Here is a 26198-nt window from a genome sequence, read left to right as displayed (position 1 = left end):
AAATCTGTGCATCTGCGGCCATTTATCCTTTATATTGGATATAAAATTTATACCGACTTTTCTTTCCTCACAAAAAAGAAAACAAAATATAATAAATCAGCCGATGCAGCAAATTGGTACCTAAAGACACGGTTTGTTGACCGATTTATATATGGAAAGGCAGAAGGTCGTAAGTATAAAATCCTACGCGAAGACGATGAAAAAGAGACTAATTCAGGCGTGTAAAACTATCCATCACCATCATGGTTTTAGCTGCCGTTTCTCCATCACAGGGGTTGTCTCCTCTATTTAAAAAATAATCAACAACTTTAGCAATCATTGGTTCTTGAACATGTTGAAGCGGTTCAAAATCTACAATTTCTGTTTCCCCATTTACCGTAATTTCTAATTGATTTCCAAATATAGCGAAGGTGATTTTTCCTTTTGATCCAAAAATTTCGCAACGATCAAGTGAGTGGTCATCAGCAACGCTAAAGCACCATGTTCCATTAAATAGAATGCCATTTTCAAACAGTAATTGTCCTGTAACGATATCGTCTGCAGCCGAAGTTTTGGCGCTATTTACAGAAAAACCTTTTTGATCTTTAACTTCACTAAAAAAATAAAGCATTAAATCTAATTGGTGAGGGGCTAAGTCATGAAAAAGTCCTCCGCCTGATAGCGCAGGATTAATTCTCCAATTTTCTTCGCTAGGTGCTACGATTGACTTTACTTGAGGTTGAAAAAGTTGCAGTTGCACAAAACGCACATCGCCAATAGTTTTATCATCGAGTAATGCTTTAATTTTTAAAAACATTGGTTGCGCCCTTCGATAATGTGCCACTACCAATTTAACATTTGCTTTTTTTGCAGCTAAATACATTTCATTAGCCTCAGCAAAATTTAAAGACATTGGTTTCTCTACATAAACTGGTTTGCCAGCTTCGATAGCGGATAGGGTATAAAATAAATGGCTTGAAGGTGGGGTGGCAATATAAATGGCATTAACTGCTGGATCATTAATCAGTTGTTGCGCATTATCATACCATTTTTCTACGCCATGTCTTTCTGCATAATCTTTTGCTTTAGCACCATTTCGGCGCATCACTGCAACTAATTTTGAGTTGGCTACTTTGTTAAAAGCCGGGCCACTCTTTACTTCGGTTACATTACCACATCCAATTATGCCCCATCGAACTTCTTGCATCGCTTAACTATACATTTCTACTCGTAACTTCGCTACATCTTCATTATTGATATAATCATCATAGCTCATCATTCTATCAATGCTTCCTTTAGGTGTTAGCTCAATAATTCTCGTGGCAACTGATTCAGTTAGTGCGTGATCTCGCGACGTAAATAAGATCGTACCTTTAAAATCTTTCATTCCATTGTTTAAGGCAGTGATAGATTCTAGGTCCAAGTGATTCGTTGGTTCATCAAACATCAATAAGTTAGCCAATTGTAACATCATTCTCGAGAACATACAACGCATTTTTTCGCCTCCTGAAAGTACTTTCACATTTTTAAGCACCTCGTCGCCTGAGAACAACATTCTGCCTAAGAAACTTCTAACGAATTGCTCATCGGCATCAGTTCCAGAATACTCCCGTAGCCAGTCGACCAAGTTTTCGTCTTTTCCTTCAAAATAATCAGAGTTGTCGTTCGGTATATCGGCGGTACTAATGGTTACACCAAATTTAAAATCGCCCTTATAATCTTTATCTCTACCCGACAGAATATTATAAAATGCAGTAGTTGCTAAGCTATTTTGGGAAATAATGGCAATTTTATCACCTTTATTAACCATGAAGTTTACATCCTTAAATAGAACTTCACCATGTGCGGTTTTACTTAATCCTTCGACCTGTAAAATCTGATCGCCCGCCTCTCTGCCTAGGTTATTAAATAAAATAGCAGGGTATTTACGGCTAGATGCTTTAATCTCCGAGATATCGATTTTGTCTAATGCTTTCTTACGAGAAGTAGCCTGTTTTGATTTGGAAGCATTTGCGCTAAAACGCCGAATAAACTCTTGTAATTCTTTAACTTTTTCTTCCAGTTTTTTATTCTGATCACTACGCTGTTTTAGGGCTAGTTGACTAGATTCGTACCAGAAGGTATAGTTGCCGGTATAAATGTTCAATTTACTGAAGTCGATATCTACAATATGCGTGCACACCGCATCTAAAAAGTGTCTATCGTGACTTACTACTAAAACAATGTTTTGGTAATCGGCCAAAAAATCCTCTAGCCAAGCAATGGTATCAATATCCAAATCGTTAGTAGGCTCATCCAATAATAAGATGTCAGGGTTACCAAATAGAGCCTGTGCTAATAAAACACGTACTTTTTGGTTACCATCTAATTCTTTTAGCTGTTTGTAGTGATGCTCTTCCTTTATGCCTAAGTTGCTAAGTAGGGTAGCGGCATTACTTTCCATGTTCCATCCATCCTTTTCTGCAAAAAGATTTTCTAATTCGCCTGCTCGCTCACCGTCTTTATCCGAAAAATCTTCTTTCAAATAAATGGCATCTTTCTCTTTCATAATATCATACAGTTCTTTATGACCGATCATTACCGTTTCGATCACCGAAAACTCGTCGAACTCATAGTGATTTTGTTTTAAAACCGCCATACGTTCGCCTGGCGTAAAAGCCACTGAGCCACTCGTTTGGTTTACCTCGCCGCTTAGAATCTTTAAAAAGGTCGATTTCCCTGCGCCATTGGCTCCAATTACACCGTAGCAATTGCCGTGTGTAAATTTAAGGTTAACATCTTCAAATAAAGTACGTTTACCGTAGCGTAAGGATAAATTAGAAACTGAAATCATATTGTAGAAAATAAAATGCAAAGGTAGTGATTTTATCGCTCAATTGCTACTTTTGTAGGATGCAATCCGATATGCTTTTAACCTCCCTTAAATCTCCTTTATCAAAAAAAAGGACGGAGGAATTATCTCGAACTATTGCTGAAAGCGATTTTTCGATAAAGGAATTAATCGATTTAACTTTTCATCCTGAAGAACAAATTGGTTTTAGGGCAGCTTGGATTTTAGAGACCGTATTTATTAATAATCCTACTTGCTTTATTCCAAATAGTCCTTATTTTCTTACCAAATTCCGTCAACAAGAAAACCCATCTGCCCAAAGACATTTTAGTAAAATTTTAGCATTAATGACTGCTAAGAAAGCGCTAAAACCGATAAAGGTACTGTTTGCCACTTATAATACTGAAGAGCTCGTTGAAACGGTTTTTAACTGGTTAATTAATGAAAAAGTTCCCGTGGCTGTTAAATCACATTGTTTAAATATCTTGGCCAATTTCAGTTCAAAACACGATTGGATAAAGGACGAATTAATCGAAACCATGGATTTTTTACTTGATAAAGAAAGTATTGCTTTTTATGCAAAGGTAAAACAGATCAGGAGGCAGCTTTCTAAGTCTTGAGTGCTGAGACTTCAATCTTGAGTAAATTTAAGGTTTGCAAGAATTGCGCAATAAAATACTTCAATAATTCGAATTACTACATTAACAGCTATTTTTGATTCATGAACAACAATTTCGAAACGCTTACCAAAATTATAAAAGGAAGGAGGAGTATTTTTCCTGACCATTATATTAAAAAGGAAATCACCACGGAGGTAATTGAGCAACTTTTAGAAAGTGCTAATTACGCACCAACACATAAGTTAACTCAACCTTGGCGATTTGTTGTGATTCGAAAAGATGCTAAGGCGCGGTCAGGCGTTACGCTTGGCCAACTGTACAAAGAGAAAGTTGGATCAACTGGTTTTCTCCAGAAAAAATACGACAGTTTTGCGCAAAAAACAGCACAGGCCGATTGTATTTTAGCCATTAATATTCAATTCCACCCCGATAAAGTACCAAATTGGGAAGAAGTTGCTGCAGTAGCCTGTGCGGTGCAAAATATAGCTTTAACTGCCGAGTCGTTAGCTATCGGGGGATATTGGAGTTCTCCACCATTAATCCACGATTTAGGTGGATTTTTAGGGCTAGCGGAAAACGAGAAATGCTTCGGACTTTTTTACCTGGGCTATCATAACGGAGAAACGCGGGAGGCGAATAGAACACCAATTGCCGAAAAAATTAAATGGATAGAAAAATAATTAGTATATTAGAAGTTACCATCTAATAAACGAATGATATGAAGGAATTAAAAGCATCATTGTATCAACTGTGTTTAAAATTTATTGAAGAGCGCATCAAAACTGCAGAAACTGCGCTGCAACAGGCTCGTGAAGCTAGCAACGATGACACGAAAAGTAGCGCAGGCGATAAGTACGAAACTAGCAGGGAGATGATGCAGCAAGATATCGACAGAAATAAGCGATTATTAATCGATGCCGAAGAAAATCAAATGGTATTAAATTCTATAAACCGGATCCAGCATTCTGAAGAAGCCCGAAATGGAAGTTTAGTAATTACCGATCAAGGAAGCTTTTATCTAAGCATTAGCGCTGGTCAGCTGCACCTTGATAATAAAACCTATTTCGCCATTTCTGCAGTATCGCCAATTGGCAAGCTTTTGCTAGGTAAACAGAAAGGCGATAAATTTGATTTTAACGGCAGGAAATACTCAATTAAAGAAGTAGCCTAATGTTTAAAAACTGTTTTTAATACTATTGTTCAACGTTTTTGGGCTCCAATACCCACTTGCAATTATTCTTCTAATGGTAAAGAGCGGGTCTTTTTCATCACGTTTAATCGATAATTGGAACGCCATTTTAAAGCCCCTTTTCTTCAATTCAGGGATCCCTTCCGCATTCCATAATCCAAATGGATAGGCAAATTCGGTCATCTTTTTACCTGTAATCTCTTCCAGTTTTTTAGTCGGTTTGTCTAATTGCTCTTCCCAATCTTTACCCGAATATTTTTTAAAATTTTTATGGTCGTACGTGTGACTGCCAATTACATTTCCTTCGTCAGACAGCTGTTTTATTTGCTCAGCACTCATATAATCCACAAATTTTCCTTTTTTGCCAATAGAGACCGTCATGATAAAGTAAACTGCCTTGTAACCATGTTTCTTTAATATCGGATTAACTGTTGTAAATTGATCCAAATCAGTATCGTCAAAAGTTAGCATAATTGGTTTGGAAGGTAATGCTGCTCCCGTATTTAAATAGGCATAAAGTTGATCAGGTAAAATGGTGTGGTAGCCACTGTCTACTAACATCTGCATTTGATCCTTAAAATTTTGAACTTCAACTATATAATCTTTACCAACTTTGCCGTCTCTTTCTTTCCAGTTACGCACCTGATGGTAACATAAAATCGGAACTTGTTTGCGGGCTAAAATGGTTTTTGCATCTGCAATTTTTATGGTGTTGATATCGATATTCGATGGTTTAGGATTGGTGTCGGCGGTTTGCTTAGCGCGATCTGTTGAAGTAGCTGAAGCTCCTGATTCAGATTTCGATTGGCATCCACTGGTTAAAATCAGCCCTAAGGCTATAATAGATAAGAAAATTTTGTTCATAGGTGAATTTTTTGCAAACTTAGATAATTTCCTTTTATATGCAATTTAATTTCGTAGTATATAAAAGGAAATAGTGGATCTCTCCTCAACTGATAAAAATATTAATTTATAGAGGAAATATTACAAATAATTTGAGCATTCAATCTACATTTTGAATAAATTAGAATTTTATTTATCATAATTATTCATTAATGAAGAAACTTTACTCTTTAATCACTCTCGTTTCCTTGTTTAGTACTCAAATTTTTGCTCAAACGAAAACGATTTCTCTAACCGAAACCACTGCTCAGCCCGAAAAGGCAAATTATCAAGCAGCAGCACGCTTCTCGCCAAGTAAGTTGAGGAAAATAATCTATTCAACCGCAGTAGATCCGCATTGGTTAAAACTGAGTAACCGCTTTTGGTATCAGTACGAAACACCCAATGGTAAGCTTTGGAAAATTGTAGACCCTATTTTAAAAACAAAAAATCTTTTGTTTGATCCAGAAAAGCTTGCCGCTGAAATTACATTAATTGTTCGCGATCCTTTTGATGCGCAGCATTTGCCAATTGAAAATCTAAAATTTGCGAAGGACGAGAAAAGCATCAACTTCGAAATTAAAAGTACTATTGATGAGTTAAAAAAGGATAGAAAGGATAAAAAAGCTGCAGATTCGATGCAGAAGAAAATATTTTCGTTCAACTACGAATTCGCATCGGGTAAATTAACGGAAGTGAAAAATTTCTCTAAACCTAAAGCTAAACCAAGTTGGGGTTCAGTAGCACCAGATTCATCTGCCATTATTTTCTCTAAAAATTATAATTTATACTGGATGGATAAAGCCAATTATCTTAAAGCTGTTAAAAATGAAGATGATAGTACGATTGTTGATCATCAATTAACAAAAGATGGTGTAAAGTTCTACTCCTATGGTAGTGATGGCGATGGCGAAAACAATGAAGAAAATATAAAAAACAATAAAAAAAGAAGAGGAGCCTACGTATTATGGTCGCCAGATTCTAAATATTTTGTACTCGACAGAACCGATTCAAGAAAAGTAAAAGATTTATGGGTAATTAATAGCGTTACTCCAGGTCGGCCAACCTTAGAAACTTACAAATACCAAATGCCAGGCGAAAAGGAATCGCCAATAGATGAGTTCGTATTGTTTAATTTTGCTGCAAAAACCTATAGAACTATAAATACTACTGCCTTTAAAGATCAATCCATTTCTACTTGGGGCAGACCAGCCTTAAATAAGGATAGAGATAACGAATTTCGTCCTTCAATTTGGTTGGGTGATAATCAGAAGTTCTATTTCTCGCGTACCAGTCGCGATTTAAAGCGTATCGACATTTGTACTATCGATATTAATACGGGTGCGGTAACCCAGCTTATCGACGAACGGTTTAATACTTACGTAGAGGTGCAACGCCCGGGATTGGTAAATGGTGGGAACGAAATTATCCATTGGAGCGAACGCGATGGTTGGGGGCATTTCTATTTGTTTGATGAAAAGGGACAACTAAAAAATCAAATTACCAAAGGCGCTTTCCATTGCGAAAACATCGTGAATATCGACGAGAAAAATCGTGTGCTTTACTTCACCGCAAATGGCCGGGAAGCGAAAGAAGACCCTTATTATTTACATTTATATCGCATCAATTTTGATGGTTCTGGAATGAAATTATTAAATGGAGGCGACTTCGACCATGCATCGAATATGAACGACGAAGCCAAATACTTTGTCGATAATTTCTCTAGGGTGAATACGGTTCCAAAAGCTGTTTTGAAAGATAATTTAGGTAACGTTGTGATGGAGTTGGAAACGGCAGATCTATCCTTGTTAATGGCTACAGGTTACAAATTTCCCGAACCGTTTAAAGTTAAAGCCGATGATGGTGTGACTGATATTTATGGCGTAATGTATAAGCCATTCGATTTTAATCCGAACAAAAAATACCCAATTATCGAATATGTATACCCAGGTCCGCAAACCGAGTCGGTAAATAAAGCATTTGGGAGGGCAATGGATAGGGTAGATCGTTTAGCGCAATTGGGTTATATTGTAATCACAGTTGGGAATAGAGGTGGTAACCCAGCACGTTCTAAATGGTATCATACCTATGGATATGGAAATTTAAGAGATTATGGCTTGGCTGATAAAAAAGCGGCGATAGAGCAGTTAGCAGATCGATATTCATTTATTGATGCGAATAGGGTAGGCATAACTGGACACTCGGGTGGAGGATTTATGTCAACTGCTGCTTTGTTAGTCTATCCAGATTTCTTCAAAGTAGCTGTTTCTGCAGCGGGTAACCACGATAATAGCATCTACAACCGTTGGTGGAGCGAAAAGCATCACGGTGTAACCGAAGTTGTTTCTGCTAAAGGCGATACAACCTTTAAATATGCAATTGACAAAAATCCTGATATAGCGAAAAATTTAAAAGGGCATTTGATGTTAATGCACGGCGATATTGATAATAACGTGCACCCTGCAAACTCTATTCGTGTTGCCAATGCTTTAATTAAAGCCGGTAAGCGGTTCGATTATGTTGTAGTTCCTGGTCAACGCCATGGTTTTGGCGACATGACAGAATACATGTTCTGGCGCTTAGCCGATTATTTTAACAATTATTTATTGGGCGATTTTTCTCAATCCGTAAATGTGAATATTACGGAGATGGATCGGGAGATTGAAAGAAAACAATAAAGTACCTTTTTAAACCTCGCAGGTTTTAAAAAACCTGCGAGGTATGAGTAACCTAACTTCAATTAATTAAAATGAAAAAACAACTCATTCCATTTATCGCATTAGCTGTAGCATTATCCGCCTGTAGCTCGAATAAAAGCAACGATACTCAAGCCGATTCGTTAGCACTAAAAGCCATTAACGATACTGCATTTTCGAAACACATTGCCGTGCTGGCATCTGATGATTTTGAGGGAAGAAAACCTTTTACCGCTGGTGAAACAAAAACGATCAATTACTTAAAAGGAGAATTCGAAAAACTAGGTTTAAAACCGGGAAATGGAAGCAGTTATTTTCAAGAAGTACCGATGGTTGATGTAAAGTCGACACCGACCAATTTAATCCTAAAAACTAAGGACGGCAACAAAAAAAGCCTAACGTATTTAGACAATTTTGTGGCTGCAAGTCGCCGGTTAGACCCACAGATTAAAATAGAAAATTCACCACTTGTATTTGCTGGCTACGGAATTATTGCTCCAGAATATAATTGGAATGATTACGAAGGCTTGGATGTAAAAGGTAAAACAGTGGTAGTGATGGTAAATGATCCCGGGTTTTCCGATTCTACCTTGTTTAAGGGAAAAACAATGACTTATTATGGACGCTGGACCTACAAATTTGAGGAGGCAGCCCGTCAAGGTGCAACGGGAGTGATCATTATTCACGAAGACAAAGCAGCAAGCTATCCTTGGGCAGTTGTTCGTAGCGGATGGTCTAAATCGAAGTTATATTTGGCAGCAGCTGATGATAATAGATCGAGTGCACTTATGGAGGGCTGGATTACCCAAGATGTGGCAAAAGCGATGTTTAAGCAAGCAGGTAAATCGGAAGACTTGATGGTGCAAGCGGGCAAAAAAGGGTTTAAGCCCGTTGATTTAGGTTTAAACGTATCGGTAACCATCGATAATACCATTAAAAGATCAAAATCGAATAATGTAGTTGGGATTTTGCCAGGTACAAAAAGACCCGATGAGTATATTATTTATTCTGGCCATTGGGATCATTTAGGGAAAGGCGAAGCCGTAAATGGCGATTCGATTTATAATGGTGCAGTTGATAATGCAACGGGTACAGCGGCATTATTGGTATTGGCTGATGCTTTTAAAAAGGCAAAGGTAAAACCAGAACGCTCAATTATGTTTTTAGCCGTTACGGCTGAAGAACAAGGACTGCTAGGCTCTGAATATTATGCTTCAAATCCATTGGTGCCTGTAAATAAAACCGTTGCAGATATTAATATAGATGCCATGCAAGCAAGTGGAAAAACCAAAGATATTATTGCAGTGGGCTTCGGTCAATCTGAATTGGAAGATTATTTGATAGCAGCCGCTAAAAAACAAGGCAGGGTAGTGGTAAAAGATTCGAACCCATCTGCTGGATTTTACTTTAGATCAGACCACTTTAATTTTGCTAAAGTAGGTATTCCGGCGTTGTACACTGAAACCGGTGATGAAAATGTTGAACATGGATTGGCGTACGGAAAAGCACATAAAGAAGAATATACCAAAAATCGTTACCATGCGCCAGCAGATAATTTTGAGCCTGCAAAATGGGATTTTTCGGGCATGATTGAAGATTTAAGGCTATTGTTTGATGTAGGTTATACCTTAAGCAATGAAACTACGTTCCCAGGTTGGAAAAAAGGTTCAGAATTTAAAGCCATAAGAGATAAAAGTCTTCTTTAAGGCTTTTATCTTATCTCCAATTTCATCGTCTTGAATCCAAACTTCCCTTGCATATCAGATCCTTCTATCCAAATGGTATAGATTCCTTTTTTATCGGCACTAAAAAATGAAAAATTGGCTTCCCCTTTGGTGTTGGTAACGATATTTGGCGCCCAATAAATAGTAGATCTCAAATCTGGTTTTTTACTATTTTTGTTGGCTACGGTGTATTTTGGACTATAAAACACTTTATTATCGCCGTAATTCATAGGTTTAACCAAATAAACATTCGATGCTTTTTTAAGAAATGGGCCAGCGCCAGATTTGGTGGTGATTTCGATATATGAAATATCTTCAAAGGTAGTTAGGCTAGATGGGTCAAAATCACTCTTATAAGCCATCGCATTTCCCGTAAACCGCATTACCTCAATTCCTTCTACATCTTCTGCAGTATAGTAATCTAGATACTGCTTAAGATGTCTTAAATGCGATTCATCTATCGATGTGATTCCTGCACCAAGCATTCTTTTTGGTGGTTCATCATTCGGAATATAAGAAAGGTCTACATCAATCCCATCAATAATTAACTTTACTCTATTCCTGCTGAGGAAATAATCTTTCATGTTGCTTCCTCTTCTAAAACCCTCGTTGAAGCCCTTTACTTTTTCAAACATAAGTTGCAGTAATGTTTTCTTTCCTGCTTTTTCCAGCTCTTCGGCAGTAATAACTTGGTCGGCCTCACCTGGTCCATTTAAATTTTTTGATCCCTTAACCACCTTTTTTCCAACAATAGTGACTTCTCTTAACCTAGTCCCATTAGCCGGATTGGCTTTATATTCTTGTTGTTTAACGGCTATAAAATTAAGCTCGATGCTATCTAGCGGGTCGTCACTAATTATTTTAGGTACTAAAGTAGTTTTTATCGGCAACTGCCTAAACTCGTTCACCTCAAAACCCAACGAACCTAATTTCCCTTTTGAATTCAGTACTTTGAGCACAAAGATGGCACTATCCATGGTTGGCAAATCTTTGAACACAAATTCACCTTTTTCATTTGTTGTGGTTTCGCCAAACATCATCGACTTGTTTCGTCCGAAGATGCTAACCTTAGCATTTGGCACTGGTTTGTTGGTGAGGTTACTGATTTTTCCACTTATAGTGTATTCTTTTTCTATTCTATATTTAGGAATCTTAGGCAAATCCCAATCGTAATTTACCCAGCCTTGCGTTAAGCAAAGTGCTTCCAAATCATCATGCTTCTGCTCATTAAAATCTTTAAAATAATAGGCTGGATCTTCAATTTCGCCCTTCAAATCTGAACTCAATAAGAAATAGCTTAAAATGTTGTCGTCGCTTTCTTCATTTTTTTTCACTTGGTTATCGTCTGTTATGGCAATGGAAAAACTACCGCCAACAGGTTGGCTATTAGCATCGTTTACGTTGATTTTTACGGGTATGCTATCTCTACGGGAGTACGTGGTGGATGGGGAGCTGAGGTTTACCTGCAATTGATCTTGGTGATGAATAAAAAAGTTCCGTTCATTAAGAATCTGATCTCGACTTTGTAAGATAATCTGGGAAACTCCGGTAGGAAACACACGTTTTGAAATTTTTATTGTTCTTCGCTTGGTATCCGGAGGGAAATTGGCCAAAAAACAAACCAAACCTTTCGATTGGCCAATCATGGTTAGTGCTTGATTTGGAACATCCGATAAAATGCTGATTACTAAAGAATCAAGTGTATAATCGTTTCTAACAATTAAGGTAGTCCCTGTATTTTTAGCTCTTGGCAATTGTTGGGTATACTTATTTTTGCCTATTTTGATAAAAGCAGTGTAGATTTCTTCAGGCTCGGCCATTGCACTAAAATAGCCCATTCCTTTAGTGTTCGATTTAAACGTAGCAATTTGCCTTAACCTACTATCCTTAACTTCGCCTTCAATTGCAATGCCTTTTCCATTTGGGGCGATGGCCTTAAAAGCGATTTTTTGTAATTTCCCAGTAATCCAGCTTCCGCCTTCGGGCAAAAATTGTATGGATGGATCTTGTTTTGGGAAATTATTTGTTGTAGTCGTTTTCTTCAATGCAACAGCGACTGATGAAGTTGAAGGTTCTTGAACACTTGTCGGAATGTTTACAATTTTTATCTGTTTCTTAAAAAAGTAGGTTTCACCAAAATTTTGCATCCAATTCGTATAACCTCTTAAAGTGTAGGTTCCGCTTTTGTACACTTTTGGATTTAGCACTAAACTTCCCCAAGAAATTCCAAGTTTTGTGGGCAAGCTTAACGTTTGTACTGTGGTTCCGTTTGGTGTTACCATGTCCACATAAATTAAACCACTTAGGGTAGAATACGAATTAAGCGCTGGATCAATTAAGTAGGCTTTAAACCAAAGCGTATCTGAAGATGCGTATACAGATTTATCAAGATGCACATACAACTTTTCTTTTGGAAAGGCCTTTTGTAAACTATCGTATTGAACAAGTATTTTAGCCTTTTTTAAATCCTGCGCCTGCACTTGCGTGCAAAGAATAAATCCTAAAAGAATAGAAGCACACAATTTAAGCATATCATTAGGTGGGTGTTAAAACTAAGATACGAATTAAATTAAAAACTTAGTTAGAAATAAAAAAAGCCAAATGGTTAGTTTGGCTTTTGTGATTATTTGTTCTCGTTAATAAAAACGAACTGATGATCAAACATATCGAGTTTTATCTTACTCTCTTTATCAACCGTTCCGGCCAATATCGATTTTGATAATTCGTTTAAAATCCTCTTTTGGATAACGCGTTTTAATGGTCTTGCTCCGAATTGTGGGTCATATCCCAATTCTGCCAACCAATCTAATGCTTCTGCACTTGCTTCTAGCGTAATTCCCATTTCGGCTAAGGTTTGTTGCACCTGCTTAAATTGCAGGTCTACAATACTCCTTATCTCGCCACGATGAAGTGGTGTAAACATAATCAACTCATCAATACGATTTAAAAACTCCGGACGAATGGTTTGTTTTAACAACTCGAACAATTCATTTTTAGTTTTAGCGATTACCTCATCTCTGTTTTCATCGTCCAACGCCTTAAAGTTGTCTTGGATTAAGTGCGAACCTATATTCGAAGTCATAATAATGATGGTATTCTTGAAATTAACCATCCTGCCTTTATTGTCAGTTAAACGTCCATCATCCAATACTTGTAACAGAATATTAAAAACATCTGGATGCGCTTTTTCAATTTCATCTAATAACACTACCGAATAAGGCTTGCGTCTAACAGCTTCCGTTAATTGTCCGCCTTCATCGTAACCAACATAGCCCGGAGGCGCTCCAATTAATCGGGAAACGGCATGTCGCTCTTGATATTCGCTCATATCAATTCTGGTCATGGCGTTTTCATCGTTAAAAAGAAACTCGGCCAAGGCTTTTGCCAGCTCTGTTTTTCCTACCCCTGTTGTGCCTAGGAAAATGAAAGATCCGATGGGTTTACGTTTATCTTGCAAACCTGCTCTCGACCTGCGAATGGCATCTGAAATGGCTTCTATCGCTTCATCCTGACCCGCAACGCGTTTATGTAATTCATCTTCTAAATGCAATAATTTTTCGCGCTCACTTGCAATCAATTTTGTTACCGGAATGCCTGTCCAACGTGCCACAACGCCCGCAATATCATCGGCAGTAACCTCTTCTTTAAGCATTCTGCTATCGCTTTGCTGGCTTTCTAAATCTACCTTAAGTTTTTCGACTTTATCTTGTGCCTCTTTAATTTTTCCGTAACGAATCTCTGCTACTCTACCATAGTCGCCGGCACGTTCGGCCTGATCCGCCTCTAATTTATAGTTTTCGATTAGCTCTAATTGCGCATTTACCCCATCTACCAAATCTTTTTCACCTTGCCATTTTGCCTTTAATTGATCGCGTTCTGCCGATAAATTGGCTATTTCTTTCGAAAGCTCTTTTACTTTTTTATCGTCATTTTCGCGTTTTATGGCTTCACGCTCAATTTCTAAGCGCATAATCTCTCTGTCTAATGCATCTACGTTTTCAGGAACACTATCCATTTCCATACGTAATTTTGAAGCAGCTTCATCCATTAAATCGATCGCCTTATCGGGTAAAAAACGATCGGAAATGTAACGTTGCGACATTTCTACCGCGGCAATAATGGCTTCGTCTTTAATAATCACTTTATGGTGACTTTCATAACGCTCTTTCAAGCCACGTAGGATGGAAATGGCATCTTGCGTATCGGGCTCATCAACTAAAACCTTTTGGAAACGACGTTCTAGGGCTTTATCTTTTTCCAAATACTTTTGATATTCGTCGAGCGTAGTTGCACCAATAGCACGTAATTCGCCTCTTGCCAAGGCAGGTTTTAAAATATTTGCTGCATCCATCGCCCCTTCGCCACCCCCTGCGCCTACCAGGGTATGAATTTCGTCGATAAATAGAATAATATCTCCATCGCTCTGGCTAACCTCTTTAACCACAGCTTTTAATCGTTCTTCAAATTCGCCCTTGTATTTTGCACCCGCTATTAAAGCCCCCATATCTAAAGAAAATACGGTTTTACTTTTTAAATTCTCTGGAACATCGCCTTCAATGATCCGAAAGGCAATGCCTTCGGCAATGGCCGTTTTACCTACACCTGGTTCTCCAATTAAAATGGGATTGTTTTTTGTTCGGCGTGATAGAATTTGAATTACGCGCCTAATTTCCTCATCGCGACCAATAACTGGGTCTAATTTCCCGCTTTCTGCATATTCGTTTAAATTCCGAGCATATTTGCTTAGGGCTTGATAAGTAGCTTCTGCATTTTGATCGGTTACATGGTTGCTTCCTCTTAATTCTTTTATCGCTTTCTTAAGATCTTGCTCGTTAACACCTTGCTCTTTTAATAACTTTGAGGTGGAGTCGTTAATGGCTAAAATCCCTAGTAAAATATGTTCTACGGCAACAAATTCATCTTTAAATTCTTTTAGATACGATTGTGCCTTTTGTAGGACTGAATTTGCGCTAGACGATAGATAGGCGTTTCCACCCGTTATTTTTGGTAATTTATCGATTGCTGTTGCTAAATTTTGCTCAACGGTATTAAGATTTACATTAAGTTTCTTTAATACGTAAGAAACAACATTTTCGTCAACACTAAGCAATCCTTTTAGCAAATGAGCCGTTTCAATGGCTTGCTGCTGGTTGCCCTGTGCTATTTCTGAAGCTTTTTGTATAGCTTCTTGTGCCTTGATTGTAAAGTTGTTGAAGTTCATGCTTGCTTTAAATCAAAACAAGTGCCACAGCACGTTTCGATTGTAAATCGGAAATTTTGTCTGTAGTATTAAATCGATGAAGACTAATTGTCTGAAAACAAGAGTTTTATCCTGAAATTTTGTCTACTATCGAATAATTTTCACGCCTTTCGGTGCGTTGATAATAGATTTAATGGTTCCATCGGCTCTTTTTTCGTGTCGTACTTTTATTAAGCCCATTGGAGTGGGAAAAGTGCCTTCAGCAAAATTCAAATTCCCTAGATGAGGCTTAACTTGAACGACTTTGCAACCCGGTTCGATTACCGAAATCCCCAACACATGCTCAGTTAGCCATGGCGTTGGTCCAGCTGCCCAACCATGGCACAAGCTATGCCTATAACCTATATAACAATACGCACCATAGGTACCATGAATATCGATCTTTCCATCGGGCACCAATTCATCAATTCTAGCCGCATTTTTTACCCAATCTAAATTAAAATCCTCCCAAAAGGTAGTTGCGCCTAAATCTAGCATGGCTCCCCAATATTCGCGAATAACCTCCATGGCACCAGTATAATTAGTGGCATTGGCCTTGGCCTGAAGCATATAGTAGCCAAAGAATGTAGAGAATTTAGCTGCTCCACCCTCGCTAATTATCTGGTCGCCCTCTTTTGCACTTATCAATTTGGCCATTGATAAAAGAGCGGCAGCCTGTTTTGATTTAGGGTGTGCTGATGAATATTTCTCTAAAAGATTGACGGCTTTTGCGCAATTTGATGCTGAAATTTCATCCCCTAGTTTATGCATTAAATCGCCGCCAGCGCGAAGGGCCAATACCATCATGGCTTGTAAACCGGCATGAATAGCCTCAGGGTCTTCGCTCGAAGGCCAATCTAAAAACCGCTGTCCGTCTAAGTTTTCTTTGCCATTTGCGTCAATTTTTTTAATCATCAGTTTTAACAATTCACCTAGGTAGGGTTGTTGTTCTTTTAAATAGTTAAAATTACCGTTCTGATAATACCAATCTCGATGATTGATGATCCACCACATCGAGTAAGCGCTTATTCCATTCATCCATTGTGGCAGGGGAGTGGTGTTTCTGGCAAAGTCTAAACTTTTTGGAACGACTTCATTGTAACCGAATACGGCATTTATCGTCGTTATTTCAGGGTTTAAATCGCCTACCCATACTAATCGATCGCGTTTTATGCCATCCCATAAATAGTCTTGCATGTTTAACTGAACGGTATAGGCCCCCGTTTTCCAAATTTTATTTAACAAGGTATCGCTACTGTTAAATGAGCCTTTATAGGTTAGTTTTCGGTATTTTGCGATGGCATTCACCTCTTTTAGCACTAACTTAACATCTTGATCTATAACATCAATACGAACAAATCGAAAACCCGTATTGCCTAATTCGGCGATGCCTAACCAAGGTAAAAGTGTTTCGAAATCTCTAATGGCATGATCATTTGTGGCCCCGCCTTTACCATCAATAGCTGACATGGCTTCACTTGCCGATTCTCCAAAGCGGAGCCGTATTTTTATAGGTTTATTTCCTGTCCAAATTCCGGTTACAATTTGTACCCCACCTTGTATTTCTTTGCCAAAATCGAGTAATATACTGCCTTTTTCATCTTTTCTATTTTCAATTATGCACCGATCGGTATTGTCTAAATCGGCCTGACCAGTTCGCTTTTTAAGTAAACGAACTTCGTTTTTTATAGATCCGTTTTTCCATAACACGCGAGTAGGAGTGAGATACTCGATAATGCGTTCATTGGCCAACTGAATCGGTTGCGCACAGACATTTAACGCAGAAATTGTTAAAACCACGAGAATGAATGCGCTATTTCTTTTCATTTTTTGATGATAATAACGTGATTTCCAGCAGGTAAATTGATCTTTCCAGCTTTGATCATTTTTCCATTATGCTCAATTAGCTGATTTGACCCCTCTGGTAGGGGTAAAGTAGCACTAGAATTTGCTGGAATAGTAATGGTATACTGTATGCCCTTGTCTGTTTTTTTCCAGGCAGATTTTATTTCGCCATAAGGACCAATATGACTTACTTCGAAGCTAGTTAAACCGGTTACCACCTTAGGATCTAATAAAATGTGTTTAAATCCAGGTGCATTTTCATCAGGCTTTATGCCTCCCGTTGCTTTATATAACCAAGCGCCAATTTCACCAAACATGATATGATTCATCGAAATGTCTGATTTAGCATCGATGGGCCAATTTTCATATAATGTAGTTGCGCCATTTGCTATCCACCATCCCCAGCTGGGAAAGGTTCTTTGAGCGGCAACTTTATACGCAATTTCGGCATATCCATTTTCGCTCAGTGCATTTAAAATGGCTTTAGTACCCAATAAGCCTACATCCAAATGGAAGCCGTCTGCCTCTACCCGTTTAGCAAGATTTTGGGCAACTTTTGCTTTATAGTTATCTGGTACAATACCCCAAAATAGTGGCACACTTAATTCGGTTTGTATTCCCTTATTGTAAAGCCCCGTTTTTCTATCTAAATACTTTTCGTTAAATGCATCTTTTATTTTTGAAGCTAAAGCCGAATACTTCTTAAAATCATCTTGCTTGCCCAATAACTTTGCAGATTTTGCTAGGATAACAACATCAGCGTAGTAATAGCAAGTAGAGGTAAGTTCGACAGGAGATTTCGACTTAACCGGAACCCAATCGCCAAGCCCCCAAGTAGTTAAACCGGTAGGATAATTTTCATCAATATGATTAACATATCTACGAATGTTGTCATAACAATCCGCTAATAGTTTTTTATCTCCATAGAATAAATAAATATTCCAAGGGATAATGGCAATTGTACTGGTCCAATCGGGGCCATTTCCCCACTCATATCCCCATCCATCTGTTGGGATTATAGAAGGTAAGACACCATTTGGTTGTTGCTCATCTCTGTGGTCGGCTAGCCATTTTTCGTAAATGGTAATTCCATCAAAGCCATAAAGTCCCGTTTCAACGGCAATGGCCGCATCACCCGTCCACCCATTTTTTTCGCGTTGTGGACAATCGGTAGGATAACCAAATAAATTCGACAAATACGAATTGTTGGTAGCATAATATAACTTGTCGATTAAGGGATCTGATGCTTTAATATTTCCAGTTACGGGAACATCGCTGTGCATAAAATAGCCTACTACATCTTCTTTTTTTAAGGTTAGCGGACGATTACTGCTTACTTCGATATATTGAAAACCTTTATAGTTAAAATGAGGCATGAAATTTTGCTCACCCTTTCCATTCAAAATTAAAATATCGGTTTGAAAAGGGTCTTTATTGTCTGTTGGTCGGTAATGTACATCAATGTTCGATAAATCAACACTGCCATCTGGATATAAACGTTCTCCATGCTTCAATTTTACGATCGTTCCAGCAGGACCGCTAAGCCTAATTTTACTTACTCCTGAAATGTTTCTCCCTAAATCGAAAACATAGGTAGTGTCGTTAAATTTTTTAAAGCTTTTTGGGTTGATTTCTTCGATGTTGCGCACAGGATGCATCGCTTGTGCCACAATATTATCGGAAGGAGCGGAACGATAAATTACATTTTTCCATTTGCTATCGTCGAAGTTAACGGTATTCCATCCTTCTTGTTCCAATCGCGCATCGTAATGCTCTGCGGTATAAATACTGTTAAAAATAATGGGACTGAGTGCAGTTTTCCAATCTTTCCCCGATTTTATCGTTTCCGTTGTGCCATCTTGATAGATGATTTTTAAATCGAGACAAAAAGTTGGTCGGTTGCGCCAAGGTGCTTTTTCGAAGTTCCAGACGGCGGTAGATTGATGATTGTACCATCCATTACCTAATAAAACGCCGATGGCGTTTTTCCCAATAGTTAATTGCTTGGTTACATCGTAAGTTACATACAACGTTCTACGATCGAAACGAGTGTACATGGGGTCTAGACGGTGATTACCAATTTTTTCGCCATTGATAGAGAGTTCGTACAATCCCCCAACAGCGATATACGCACGTGCCGATTTAATTTTTTTAGGAATTTCGAATGCTTTCCTAAAATAGGGGGCGGGTTTTATGGTTTGATTTTCGCTATCCGAAATCCATGAACCCTGCCAGTTTTTAGCATTCATCATGCCCATTTCGAAACTCGAAATCTTAAATTTTGATGATTTAACGTTATATTGATCAGCGATGTCGATGCGCCAATAATATTTTGTAAAAGGTTTTAGTGCTGATCCATTATATGTTTTTAGGGCGATGGCGGTCGATTGCCACCCTGTATCCCACTGCGCAGTTTTTTCCTGAGTTAAAGCAAGTGAATCTGTACTTAGCCTAATTCGAATGGCCGTTTGTTGGGCACCCATTCTATAATCAACCATATTCCATGTAAAACGCGGATTGGGATTGTCTAATCCGATAGGTTGATTTAAATATTCTGTTTTTAGATTGGAGGTAGTTGCTGGCGATTGTGCCTGAATATTAGAGATGCTACAAAAACAAAGTAAAAAAAATAGGGTTTTTAATAAATTAGTTAGAAACATTTTGAACAGCTTATTTCTAACTAAGGTATTAAAACAAGCCCAACTTATCCTAAAATTTCTTTTAGTTTTTGTGTTTGATAATCAGCCAATTTTTGAAGAGGCCCGGTTGCTAACATTTTCATCATCATATTTAAATCTGCCGAGATAATATGTTTAGCCGTTGTAGAATTGTTTTCATTTGCGGCAACTGTCCACTTTAATTCTACATCAAAAGGCGGTTTTTCAGTAGGAATAGCAGTTAATTCTTGATTTTCGATACGGTTTGAGATTTTAATTGCTAGTTTAGCCATATTTTGAATGGTAAAACTGGCTTCATCCGTGGTAGACGACCAATTATAAATATTTTCGGGCATTAACTGTTGGTGATTGTTCAAATCTGAAAGAAATGCATACACTTTTTCGATTGGTAAATTTACCTCAACCGTACTTTCTATAATGGTCATGCTTATGATGTTATTTGCGTTACTTCTCTACCCCATTCTGAAGGGTTTTGACGCCATTTGTTCAATAAATCTATGTCGTTTTGAGCGATGAAGCTATGCTCTGCAGCATATTTAATTAACGCAGGATAATTTGATAAGGTCGAATATCTACATTTTGCGCTTGCAAAATTCTCGTCTGCTTGATCAAAGCCATATGTAAAAATCGCTACTAAGCCCGCTACGGATAAACCGGCTGCACGCAAGGCATCAACGGCTTGTAAGCTACTTTTTCCGGTAGATATTAAGTCTTCAATTACCACCACTCGTTGGCCCTCGATAATCTCGCCTTCTATTAAGCTTCCAGTACCGTGTTCTTTAGCTTTAGCTCTTACATAAATAAAGGGCAAACCCAATTCTTGCGCTACTAAAGCACCTTGAGGAATTCCAGCAGTTGCTACTCCTGCAATTACATCAACTGCGCCATATTCTTCTTGAATAAGCTGCGATAATTTTTGGCGAATATAGGTTCTAACGGATGGATGAGACAATGTAATGCGATTATCACAATAAATGGGAGATTTCCAGCCCGAAGCCCAGGTAAATGGATTAGTAGGTTGTAATTTAATTGCTTTAATTTGTAATAAAAATTCAGCTACCTTTAATTCAATATCACTTTTATTATACATGGCCCAAAAATACAGAATTTATATCAACGATAACACGTTGTTTATAGGAGAACACCCACCTAAACAATTAGAAAAAACACAACCGCTTGATACAGAGAATTTTGATTTTCCAACATTTTATAAAAACCTTGTCAAGGGCGCTAAAAAGAACTACATTTTGGAGCACCAAAGCCCTAAAATGCTATTTAAAGCCATTAAAAAGAAGTGTACACTTATAAAAGCAGGGGGTGGACTAGTAGAAAATGCCAAAGGCGAATATTTATTCATTTTTAGAAATAAAAAGTGGGATTTGCCTAAGGGGAAAGTTGAGAAAGGGGAGAAAGTTAAGGTAGCAGCTGTACGAGAAGTAGAAGAGGAGTGTGGGGTTAAAATAGAGAAAAGAGGAAAACGCTTATGCAAAACTTACCATATCTATGAATTAAATGCAAAAGTGATGCTTAAAAGCACAAGTTGGTATAAGATGGAAGTTAAAGGTAAGCCTAAATTAATTCCTCAAAAGGAGGAAGGAATTACAACGGCGTCATGGGTAAGCGAAACGGGGATTAAAAATAAAATTAAGAATACCTATCCGTTAATTTTAGAAGTGCTAAAAACGAGAAATTTGTTTTAGCGGTTTGGCTTTTTGGTTTCTTCAGGTAGATTACAAAAATCGTAATGCTTGTTTTGGTACAAATGGACTTACATTTCCATTATTTCTTAAAATATCTCTAACAATAGTAGAGCTTATTGCAGAATACTCGGGTTTGCTGAGTAAAAGAATGGTTTCTACTTCCGGCATCATGGTTTGATTAATCTGTGCAATTGCACGTTCGTATTCAAAATCGGATGCCGAACGAATACCTCTTACCATATATTTGGCGGTTATTTTTCGGCAAAAATCGACGGTTAAACCTTCATACATTTGCACTTCAACTTTAGGGTTTTCTGCGAAAATAGTTTTTACCATTTCTTCGCGCTTCTCGGCAGAAAGAAAGCCTTGTTTCGAGCTGTTTAACCCAATGCCCATCACTATTTTATCAAATAATGGCAATGCTCGGTTTACGATATCAACATGTGCGATGGTAATAGGGTCGAAAGAGCCAGGAAATAATGCAATCTTCATATTCAAAGATACTGATATTATGGGAGATGTAAAATTGGGGCTATACGCTCTTCATATCTAAAACATGAAGGTATTAAAAAAATGAAGCCTTAATGTCTCTAAATTTCTTAATATTAACTTATTTTCTCAAAAAAACTAAAAGACGAATTTCCATATTTTCTCATTTCGGTAAAACCAGGGAGTTGATTTAATTTCAGCATAGGTGGATGTTCTACGATTAAGGTGCCATTATCTGATAGTAAACCATTCTTCATCACCAACTGTGGAATTAATGGGACGTTTGGCAAATCGTAAGGTGGATCAGCAAAAATAATCTGATATTGGTTGGTGTCTTGCGCTAAAAACTTAAAAGTATCTGCTTTCTGGGCATCAATTTCTTTTAAACCATACTGGTCTGCTGTTGATTTAAGCCACTGTACACATCCTGGGTGCTTATCAACCGAAGTTACGTGCTTAATCCCTCTCGAAGCAAATTCGATACTAATACTCCCGGTACCACTAAATAAGTCGAGCACATTGCATTGATCAAATTCGTAGGTATTGTAGAGAATATTAAATAACGCTTCTTTTGCCATATCCGTTGTGGGTCTAACCGGCAATCTAGCAGGAGCATTGAATTGTTTGCCTTTTAATTTGCCCCCTATTATACGCATTGATTTAATGTTAATAAGGTGGTGTAATAATGGGATGGCATATCTTCCAAAATTTGCATATTGAGATTAAAATCAGCACAATCTAGAAATTGAGTGCTGTTGAAATAGTTGGTTAAGCGGATATATTTATCATCATTTTTATGAATAATACCACTTAAATAAACTTCTGTATCATTTAAATTAATACCGAATTGATTGATCATCAATAATAAATAATAATTAAACTCCTCTGCATTTTCTATTTCATAGTCGTGTTGAAAAATTACCTGTTTTTGCTTCAAGTAGAGTACATACATAGCGCCAGCGGTAAAATCGACCAGTAAAGAAGTATCTGCACTATTTTCTGCGAGCTTTAATAATGCAACATGCGGCTGGTACTTTTTGCTGTTTAAAAAAGATCGATGAATAATCTCATCGGTCATTTTTGAAAAGGAGAATACCGAAGTAAAGCCAAAATTAGGATGTGCCGTAGTATATATATTTTCGGAATGAGGTTCACTAAAAAAAGTTGTATTCAATTTCAGATCATCACCTATAAATAGCGAATTCGGAACAGAAACATTATTTTCGGTATATATAGCAAGTTTAATCTCGTTAAACGTTAGCCCTAAATAGGGATCATTTTTTAAGCGTTCACTTAATTTGTTTACGACCTCACTACATTCTTGCTCATCAAACACAGCACTAACTGTATTACTTTCTTTATCTAAAATGGCATACGAAAAACTATCAATTCCTACTCTCACCAATAAACTACAGTTTGCCGAATTGCTTAGGTCGAATGATGGATCAATTAAAAGGATACTGTTTTGAGTGTTCATGTTTTACAAAAATAATTCTTTTTTCTCTAACATTACCATTGCATCTTTGCTAAATGGATAAAGCCAGTTTAATTGCACAAAGTTACCCCTTTCGGCCAACTCAAGAACAACTGATGTTTTGTGAAAAAGTCGCTCTTTTTTTAACTCAAAAGCAAGAAAATCGTTGTTTTGTGTTGAGGGGATATGCAGGTACAGGTAAAACCACTTCTGTTGCGGCACTGGTAAAAGCGCTACCTTATTTTAAACTCAATGTAGTATTAATGGCGCCTACTGGAAGAGCAGCAAAAGTAATTAGTAACTATACAGGTAAAAGGGCATTAACTATACATAAAAAAATTTATCGTAAACGATCAGCAGTTTCGCTCGAAATGGCCTTTCAGTTGGCACCTAATTTGGTAGAACACACCCTTTTTATTGTGGATGAGGCTTCGATGATTGCTGATGAATGGAATCAACAAAGTGGGTCATCTTTTCTTAAAGATATTATTCAATTTGTGTATCAGCCCTCTCCAACAGGGAAAGATAAAAATTGCACGGTGTTATTTGTTGGTGATATTGCCCAGTTACCACCCGTAGGAAGCATAGAAAGCCCTGCGTTAAACGAAAAATACCTTCAGGCGAATTTTAACTTACAGGTAACCGCGGTCGAACTTATAGAGGTGGTTCGGCAGGAGAAAAAATCTGGTATTTTATCCAATGCAACCATGTTGCGGAAATTAATTAACCAATACGATGAAAATTCAATTAATTTACCTCAGTTTAAATCGAAAGGATATGTCGATTTATTTAGCATGACCGGTGCAAAATTGGTTGAAGGATTGGAATATGCCTATCGCAAATTTGGGATTGAAAATGTACTCATGGTATGCAGATCGAATAAATCGGCTAATATTTACAATAATCAAATTCGTTCGAGGCTTTTGTATCGAGATGAAGAATTATGTGGCGGCGATCAGATTATGGTGGTGCGCAATAATTATTTTTGGCTCCCCGAGAATCAAGAAGCGGCTTTTATTGCCAATGGCGATATGGCTAAGGTAGTGAGAGTTCGAAGAGAAGAAGAGCGTTATGGTTTACGATTTGCCGAGGTGAATTTAGACTTTCTTGATTTTCCAGAGGTAGGCACCGTCACTTGTAAAGTAATATTGGATACTTTGCAGGCCGAAACGCCAAATTTATCAACCTTACAAAGCAAACAGCTATTTGATGGTTTATTGCAAGATTATGAACACCTTTCGAACAAGCGTGAGCGTATGTTAGCCATCAAGGAAGATCCTTATTATAATGCGCTACAGATTAAATTTGCCTATGCCGTTACTTGCCACAAAGCCCAGGGTGGACAATGGGATGCTGTTTTTGTTGATCAAGGTTACTTAACTGAAGAGATGATCGGCCTCGACTTTTTAAGGTGGCTCTATACGGCAGTAACTCGAGCAAAAAAGGAGCTTTTTTTAGTCAACTTTGCTCAAAATCTATTTTCGAGTACGAGTAAGGGAGAGGATTTTTAGAATTTATTGAGCGGGAATTGCGCAGTAAAGGTAGTCCCTTTATTTTCCTCGCTCTCTACAAATAATTCACCGCCATGTTGATGCATTATTTTTTGAGAAATATGCAATCCTAAACCAATAGATTTCTCGCCGTGTAAGCCACTTCTTCCTGCCTGAGAAAATTGTTGAAAAATATAAGCGATTAGTTCTTTCGGAATGCCTATACCATCGTCCTTAACCTTAATCTCTATTCGTTTGGCAATTTTTCTCAAACTTATGCTTATTTTTTTATCCTCAGACGAAAATTTAATGGCATTACTAATTAGATTATCTAACACGCGCTCTAGTTTTGACGCATTCGCATACGCAAGAATTTTTTGCCCTTCTACATCGAGAATAAGATTGCGCTTGGTATTAGTTCTCCATTTTTCAACAGTCGATGTTACAAAAGTATTTAGGTTTAAGGATTGGGTATCGAGCTTCGTTCTGTCTGTTTTAACGGCTTCTATTAAGTCGTTAATGATGTTTTTAGCTTGTTGTGAAGATTTTAAGATCAAGACAAGCTCTTCTTTTGGAGTATCCTCGTGTAATAGTGTGCTTAAGGCCTCAATGTTATCTAAAGGGTTTCTTAAATCGTGTGCTACAAATCCCAAAATTTCTCCTTGTTGGGTATGAAGCTTTTCGATCTCAAGGTTTTTTTCTTCTAATTGTTTTAATCTTACGAAGTGTTGCGACTTAAAGAAATAGCTATATCTCGAAAAGCAAAAAAGGATAAAGCCTAAAATAGCCCCCATAAAGAAGTTTAACATTTTATCCTCAAAACTGATTTTAGCAGTGGTAAGCGTTAGCCAGAAAATTAGCGTAATAGAAGTGGATATCAGGGTAATTTCGATATACTCAAGTGCGAAAAATAGACTAACCGTAGCAATACCAACAAAAAACAAGGTTAACGTGTTTTTAGCATTTCCCATGGATGCACCATACGTTGCACTAAATGTGGTTAACAGTAAAAGGGCAACAAATAGAATGGTTAATGATTTTTTAAGTGCGGTGTGATCTGAATACCACTTTAACGTAACGCTACTTGCTGTTAAAAGGAAAAAAGTACCGCTCATCTGCACCCAATTCGTGTTAGAATAGATTAGATAATTTGGAACTTTTATGATTTCATCGTAATAAATAAAATATAAAGCCCTAAATATAATAGAAATGATAAAAAATACGGCACTTAACAATCGCACTTGCCTTAAATTGGCAATCGTATAAAATTCCTTAAAAGCTGCGGAAAATTTTGTTGGAGTTTTATAATTGAATAGCGTAACCAAAAGAAAACGTTTAGATTTTAAAAATAACAAAACAATCC

The 26198-nt window shown here is 37.5% G+C and carries 20 protein-coding genes; 7 read left to right on the top strand and 13 right to left on the bottom strand.

Features of this window, described 5'->3' with window-relative positions:
• Positions 1-208 precede the first annotated feature (208 nt).
• The gene (locus WG904_RS13900) at positions 209-1186 is read right to left on the bottom strand and encodes a Gfo/Idh/MocA family protein (RefSeq protein ID WP_339579929.1); all 978 of its coding nucleotides are present in this window, start codon (positions 1184-1186) and stop codon (positions 209-211) included.
• 3 nt (positions 1187-1189) lie between these two features.
• The gene (locus WG904_RS13895) at positions 1190-2812 is read right to left on the bottom strand and encodes an ABC-F family ATP-binding cassette domain-containing protein (RefSeq protein ID WP_339579928.1); all 1623 of its coding nucleotides are present in this window, start codon (positions 2810-2812) and stop codon (positions 1190-1192) included.
• Between the two features lie 59 nt (positions 2813-2871).
• Here WG904_RS13895 and WG904_RS13890 point away from each other — a divergent pair, with 59 nt between their 5' ends.
• From WG904_RS13890 to WG904_RS13880, 3 genes are all read left to right on the top strand, one after another.
• Complete coding sequence (locus tag WG904_RS13890; protein WP_339579927.1) at positions 2872-3429, top strand: HEAT-like fold family protein; 558 nt, start codon at positions 2872-2874, stop codon at positions 3427-3429.
• A 101-nt stretch (positions 3430-3530) separates the two neighbouring features.
• Positions 3531-4109, top strand: a complete 579-nt coding sequence (locus WG904_RS13885; protein WP_339579926.1) for a nitroreductase family protein — start codon at positions 3531-3533, stop codon at positions 4107-4109.
• Between the two features lie 38 nt (positions 4110-4147).
• Positions 4148-4600, top strand: coding sequence for a 3-oxoacyl-ACP synthase (locus WG904_RS13880; RefSeq protein ID WP_339579925.1), 453 nt, complete (start codon positions 4148-4150; stop codon positions 4598-4600).
• Positions 4601-4603: 3 nt separating this feature from the next.
• On the opposite strand, the gene WG904_RS13875 is transcribed toward WG904_RS13880, so the two are convergent.
• Entirely contained in the window at positions 4604-5482 is an 879-nt protein-coding gene (locus WG904_RS13875; RefSeq protein WP_339579924.1) for a polysaccharide deacetylase family protein, read from the bottom strand.
• A gap of 191 nt (positions 5483-5673) precedes the next feature.
• On the opposite strand from WG904_RS13875, the gene WG904_RS13870 reads away from it, so the two are divergent.
• Entirely contained in the window at positions 5674-8178 is a 2505-nt protein-coding gene (locus WG904_RS13870; protein WP_339579923.1) for a S9 family peptidase, read from the top strand.
• Positions 8179-8249: 71 nt separating this feature from the next.
• A complete protein-coding gene (locus WG904_RS13865) occupies positions 8250-9902 on the top strand; it encodes a M28 family metallopeptidase (RefSeq protein ID WP_339579922.1) in 1653 nt (550 codons plus the stop codon).
• Positions 9903-9907: 5 nt separating this feature from the next.
• Here the strand turns inward: WG904_RS13865 and WG904_RS13860 are convergent, their stop codons facing one another.
• From WG904_RS13860 to pyrE, 6 genes are all read right to left on the bottom strand, one after another.
• Positions 9908-12451, bottom strand: a complete 2544-nt coding sequence (locus WG904_RS13860) for a carboxypeptidase-like regulatory domain-containing protein (protein WP_339579921.1) — start codon at positions 12449-12451, stop codon at positions 9908-9910.
• 92 nt (positions 12452-12543) lie between these two features.
• Positions 12544-15141: an ATP-dependent chaperone ClpB gene (gene clpB / locus WG904_RS13855; protein WP_339579920.1), complete on the bottom strand. Its 2598-nt coding sequence runs from the start codon at positions 15139-15141 to the stop codon at positions 12544-12546.
• A gap of 126 nt (positions 15142-15267) precedes the next feature.
• Complete coding sequence (locus WG904_RS13850) at positions 15268-16986, bottom strand: alpha-L-rhamnosidase-related protein (RefSeq protein ID WP_339579919.1); 1719 nt, start codon at positions 16984-16986, stop codon at positions 15268-15270.
• Positions 16983-19664, bottom strand: coding sequence for a glycoside hydrolase family 78 protein (locus WG904_RS13845; protein ID WP_339579918.1), 2682 nt, complete (start codon positions 19662-19664; stop codon positions 16983-16985). The genes WG904_RS13850 and WG904_RS13845 overlap by 4 nt, the downstream gene beginning before the upstream one ends.
• A gap of 44 nt (positions 19665-19708) precedes the next feature.
• Positions 19709-20107 (bottom strand): SRPBCC family protein, encoded by a 399-nt coding sequence (locus WG904_RS13840; RefSeq protein WP_339579917.1) that lies wholly within the window; start codon positions 20105-20107, stop codon positions 19709-19711.
• 2 nt (positions 20108-20109) lie between these two features.
• On the bottom strand, positions 20110-20772 hold the full coding sequence (gene pyrE, locus WG904_RS13835; protein WP_339579916.1) for an orotate phosphoribosyltransferase: 663 nt from the start codon (positions 20770-20772) through the stop codon (positions 20110-20112).
• Here pyrE and WG904_RS13830 point away from each other — a divergent pair.
• The gene (locus WG904_RS13830; protein ID WP_339579915.1) at positions 20771-21382 is read left to right on the top strand and encodes an NUDIX hydrolase; all 612 of its coding nucleotides are present in this window, start codon (positions 20771-20773) and stop codon (positions 21380-21382) included. The genes pyrE and WG904_RS13830 overlap by 2 nt on opposite strands.
• Before the next feature lie 30 nt (positions 21383-21412).
• Here the strand turns inward: WG904_RS13830 and coaD are convergent, their stop codons facing one another.
• The 3 genes from coaD to WG904_RS13815 form a co-directional block, all read right to left on the bottom strand.
• Entirely contained in the window at positions 21413-21874 is a 462-nt protein-coding gene (coaD, locus tag WG904_RS13825) for a pantetheine-phosphate adenylyltransferase (RefSeq protein WP_339579914.1), read from the bottom strand.
• Between the two features lie 113 nt (positions 21875-21987).
• Positions 21988-22527, bottom strand: a complete 540-nt coding sequence (locus tag WG904_RS13820) for an RsmD family RNA methyltransferase (protein WP_339579913.1) — start codon at positions 22525-22527, stop codon at positions 21988-21990.
• A complete protein-coding gene (locus WG904_RS13815; RefSeq protein WP_339579912.1) occupies positions 22518-23348 on the bottom strand; it encodes a DUF3822 family protein in 831 nt (276 codons plus the stop codon). Before WG904_RS13815 ends, WG904_RS13820 begins: the two co-directional genes overlap by 10 nt.
• Positions 23349-23401: 53 nt before the next feature.
• Between WG904_RS13815 and WG904_RS13810 the strand changes: the two genes are divergently transcribed.
• A complete protein-coding gene (locus WG904_RS13810) occupies positions 23402-24856 on the top strand; it encodes an ATP-dependent DNA helicase (protein ID WP_339579911.1) in 1455 nt (484 codons plus the stop codon).
• Here the strand turns inward: WG904_RS13810 and WG904_RS13805 are convergent.
• The gene (locus tag WG904_RS13805; protein WP_339579910.1) at positions 24853-26160 is read right to left on the bottom strand and encodes a sensor histidine kinase; all 1308 of its coding nucleotides are present in this window, start codon (positions 26158-26160) and stop codon (positions 24853-24855) included. The two genes, WG904_RS13810 and WG904_RS13805, sit on opposite strands and share 4 nt — an antisense overlap.
• Between the last annotated feature and the right edge of the window lie 38 nt (positions 26161-26198).

It is taken from the genome of Pedobacter anseongensis, from assembly GCF_037482965.1.
GTDB lineage: Bacteria > Bacteroidota > Bacteroidia > Sphingobacteriales > Sphingobacteriaceae > Pedobacter > Pedobacter anseongensis.
The sequence above is the reverse complement of the archived record's forward strand: the minus strand, read 5'-3'. Positions and strand labels throughout refer to the sequence as shown.